At 57.6% G+C, this 4,436-nt stretch carries 3 protein-coding genes; all 3 read right to left on the bottom strand.

All coding sequences use genetic code 11. The features are described 5' to 3' along the window. Nucleotides 1–353 precede the first annotated feature (353 nt). Nucleotides 354–2,075: a glutamine--tRNA ligase/YqeY domain fusion protein gene (locus H5U08_RS11005; protein ID WP_366494427.1), complete on the bottom strand. Its 1,722-nt coding sequence runs from the start codon at nt 2,073–2,075 to the stop codon at nt 354–356. Between the two features lie 116 nt (nt 2,076–2,191). Next, nucleotides 2,192–3,787, bottom strand: coding sequence for a glutamate--tRNA ligase (gene gltX, locus H5U08_RS11000; protein ID WP_297032952.1), 1,596 nt, complete (start codon nt 3,785–3,787; stop codon nt 2,192–2,194). Nucleotides 3,788–3,864: 77 nt separating this feature from the next. Next, nucleotides 3,865–4,323: a response regulator gene (locus H5U08_RS10995; protein WP_297032950.1), complete on the bottom strand. Its 459-nt coding sequence runs from the start codon at nt 4,321–4,323 to the stop codon at nt 3,865–3,867. Nucleotides 4,324–4,436 lie beyond the last annotated feature (113 nt).

Genomic DNA, 4,436 nt, shown 5'->3' with positions numbered 1-4,436 from the left:
CGGCTGTGGTGGATCTTGTCTTTCGTTACGCCAAACCTCCCGGTAAGTTCGTTCTTTCTTTAATCATAAACCTCTCTCCGCCATTTGTCGCCATCACCTGAGCCCGCCCCGTTCCCCCTCTTTGAGTGGATTCGTGAAAGGCAAAACGCTCAACAGCTTGCGGGCGCAGCTCACGAACGGCCCCCCTCTGTCAAAAAGAAATTGACCCGAGCAGACGGAGCGCATCGATCCAGTAGCGCATCCAGCGTCAAATTGGGGACCTCCCAAGCAGGTCCCGCGGAAAGGCCGTGGGCCACGCCTTTCGTGCCGGTTTGGCACTGCTTGCGCGGCGCGCAATTGCGCGTGAAGCGGCCTCACGTTGCCCCGGCCGTTTGCTGATTTTCCAGCTTCTTTTGAATTTTCGCCCATTCGTCTTTGAGTGTCACCGTGCGGTTGAAGACGAGTTTTTCCGGGGTGGAATCGGGATCCACGCAGAAGTATCCCAGACGTTCAAACTGGTAGCGCGTGCCCGCCGGCGCCCCCTGGACACTTGGCTCGATCTTGGCGTCCGGAATGATCTCCAGAGAGTTCGGGTTGAGATTGGCCCGCCAATCCATTCCTTCCGGCACATCATCGGGGTCTGGTTTGGTGAAGAGATGATCGTAAAGCCGGACTTCGGCTTCGATACAATGGGCTGCCGACACCCAGTGGATGGTGGCCTTCACCTTTCGACCATCGGGAGCATTGCCGCCCTTGGTGGCGGGGTCGTAGGTGCAGTGGACTTCCACGACCCGGCCGGTCTGTGGATCCTTGACCACGCCCGTGCATTTGACGAAGTAGCCCCACCGCAGCCGCACCTCCCGGCCCGGTGAAAGGCGATAGTACTTCGGCGGCGGCACTTCCCGGAAATCATCCTCCTCAATGTAGAGGACCTTTGAAAACGGCACCTGACGCGTACCCATCGAAGGGTCTTCGGGATTGTTCACGGCTTCCAGATACTCTGTCTGGCCGTCGGGATAGTTATCGATGACGAGTTTGATCGGCCGTAGGACCGCCATCACGCGGGGAGCCCGTTTGTTCAGGTCTTCCCGAATACAGTGTTCCAGAAGCGCGATATCCACGACGCCGTCGTACTTGGAAACGCCGATCCGCTGGCAGAAATCGCGGATGGCTTCGGGTGTGTAGCCGCGTCGGCGGAGTCCACGGATTGTTGGCATCCGCGGGTCATCCCAGCCTCGCACATAGCCTTCCTGGACGAGCTGCAGCAGCCGACGTTTACTCATGACCGTGTAGGTCAGATTAAGTCGGGCAAATTCGATCTGTCGCGGGGCATAGATTCCCAGCTCTTTGATGAACCATTCATACAGCGGCCGATGCACTTCGAATTCCAGCGTGCAGATCGAATGCGTGATCCCCTCGATCGAGTCCGACTGGCCATGGGCCCAGTCGTACGTGGGATAGATGCACCACTTGTTGCCCGTTCGGTGATGCGGCGCGTGGATGATCCGGTACATGACGGGGTCACGCATGAGGACGTTGGGATGGGCCATGTCGATCTTGGCACGCAGCGTCCGCGATCCCTCGGGAAACTCCCCTGCCCGCATTCTGCGGAAAAGATCAAGATTTTCCTCCACAGAGCGGTTGCGATAGGGGCTTTCCCGTCCCGGCTCGGTCAGGGTGCCACGATATTCGCGGATTTCGTCCGGCGAAAGATCGCAGACGTAGGCCTTGCCTTTCTTGATGAGCTCTTCCGCCCACTGATAGAGCTGTTCGAAGTAGTCCGAGGCATAATAGCAACGGTCTTCCCAATCGAACCCCAGCCAGCGGATATCTTCCTTGATGGCCTCCACGTATTCCGTGTCTTCTTTGGTGGGATTGGTATCGTCAAAGCGGAGGTTGCACTTTCCCCCGAACTCCTGGGCGATACCAAAGTTGAGACAGATTGATTTGGCGTGCCCGATGTGAAGATATCCGTTCGGTTCCGGGGGGAATCGGGTATGGACGTGGTCGAAGCGTCCACTCTTGAGATCCTCGATGATCGCTTCCCGAATAAAGTCCGTCCCCTGGCACGAGTCACAACCGGAGGGCGTCCCCATGCGGTGTTCTTCGGGTTGGACGTTTTTTTCCGGAGTATTGTTTTCCACGTCAGTCATGACGCGAATCCTTACCTTTGCGTGGCAATTCTACCGGCTGGTGTTTCCCCGTGATTGCGTTAGGCACTTTCAGGAGATGGCCTGGTGGCCGAAGCAGCGAACTTCTGGCGGGCCAGTTGCAGCCGTCGGCATACGGTGTCACGTCCGAGGATGGCCAGTGTTTCGAACAAACCGAAGCCGACACTCCGCCCGGTGACCGCCACTCGCAACGGATGCACGACCTGGCCCAGTCCGAGGTGCTCCTTTTCCGCCCACTGGTGGATGAGCGTTTCCAGATGCTCTGCGGTGAAGGGCTCGGCCTCCCGCAACACGCCTTCCAGACGCTGGAGAATTTCGGCCGCCCCCGGCTGTTGAAGCCGCTTGGCCACATCCTTTTCATCGTAAGGCAGGTCTTCATCGGCGACAAAAAACTCAGGATAGTTGAGAATCTCCCCGGCGACGCGCAGCCGATCACCTGCCGCCTCCACAACCCTGGCGATTTTTTCTCGCAAGCCGCCGCCCACTTCAGCGGGGATCCACCCCGCCCGCTGAAGGTACGGGATGACCATCTCCACTTTTTGCGGAATCGGCACCTCGCGCATATGCCGCTGCTGGAAGGCCAGCAATTTCTTGGGATCGAAGCTGGCGGGTGCTTTGTTCACCCGATCCAGGGAAAACACCCGCACGAGTTCCTCCCGAGTGAAATGTTCGGTCTTGTCATCGAGCGACCACCCCAGCAGGGCGAGATAATTCACGATTGCATCCGGCAGAAAACCGACAACCTTATAAAAATCGACAATGACCGGATTGAAAAGTTCGCTGGAGACCACGTGCCCGATTTTCTCGGCGATTTTTTGCCCGAGTTGCATCAGCTCAGCGAAGTCCCGGTTTTTCAGATACTTGTCGAGCTTCCGTTTGCTGAGTTTGACTTTGCTACCGGGTTCGGCCACGACCGGAAGATGGGCAAATTGGGGCGGTTCATATCCCAGCGACTGGAGGATGAAGACCTGTCGCGGGGTGTTCGAGAGGTGCTCTTCCGCCCGAATCACGTGCGTGATCCCAAACTCATGGTCATCCACAGCACTCGCCAGGTGATAGAGCACCGTCCCGTCGGATCGCTGGATAACGTGGTCCTGTTCCTGCGACCATTCAAATTCCACCGGACCGCGAATGAGATCATTGATGACGAGCTTGCCTTCGCGGGGCATTTTCAAGCGGACGACACCCTGACGACCCTGGGCCCGAAACCGGGCGGCGTCCTCTTCCGTTTCTGCCATAAACCGGCGGCTGTAAACGAAGGGGCGTTTTTCGGCCTGGGCGGCTTCCCGCTCCGCCTGAATTTCCTCCGGCGTCGCAAAGTCCCAGTAGGCGTGACCGCTTTCCAAAAGACGGCGTACAGCCTCCTGATAGATGGGCAACCTTTGCGACTGGAAGTAGGGAGCGTGCGGCCCACCCACTTCTGGCCCTTCATCCCAATCGATTCCCAACCACCGCAGGCCGTCCAGAATCGGTTGGAGTGCTTCCTCGACGTTCCGCTGCTGATCCGTATCGTCAATACGAAGGATGAACTGCCCTCCATGGCGGCGGGCGAACAGCCAGCAGAAAAGGGCTGTACGAACACCGCCAATATGGAGGTAACCCGTCGGACTGGGGGCAAATCTCGTGCGAACGGTCATCGTATTGGGTATTTTTCTCGATCGTTATTGTGCCGTGAACCGGAGAGTCGCTGCTGACCCGAGACAGACTTCCCACCCTATGGGGTCGCAGGGCCGGTCTGCCGTCGTTGTTCCATCGCGTCGATGTACGCCCGAAGCCGCTCCAACTCATCCGTCACATGACGGAGCTTGAGCATGTTTTCAACACGTTTGAGCAATTCTGGCTTATGGATGGGTTTACTGAGAAAATCGTCGCATCCTGCCGCGACAGCCCGCTCGATGTCACCCAACTCATTCAGGGCTGTCACCATCAGAATCATGATGTCCTTGGTGGCGGGGTCGCTTTTCAGCCGCTGGCAAACCTCGAAGCCACTCATTTTCGGCATCATGATGTCCAGGAGGATCACGTCGGGGTGGATTTTGCGGGCAAGCTCCAGCGTCTGCAATCCATCACTGGCGACGTAAATGTCACAGTCGCACTGCGAAAGATAGGCTTCCAAAAGCTCTACATTGGTGGGGTGGTCGTCCGCTATGAGAATTTTGCTTTTTTGACTCATTATCCCCCTCGTAGTAGTGGTATTGCATCATGCCGGAATGTCTGGCCACCCAACGGCCTGGGAACCGAGGGTCGGTGTGTGGCATATCGGCTCAGTATACCCGCTGGGGATTC

The sequence above is a fragment of the Thermogutta sp. genome (assembly GCF_014359955.1).
In the GTDB taxonomy this organism is placed as follows: domain Bacteria; phylum Planctomycetota; class Planctomycetia; order Pirellulales; family Thermoguttaceae; genus Thermogutta.
The sequence above is the reverse complement of the archived record's forward strand: the minus strand, read 5'-3'. Positions and strand labels throughout refer to the sequence as shown.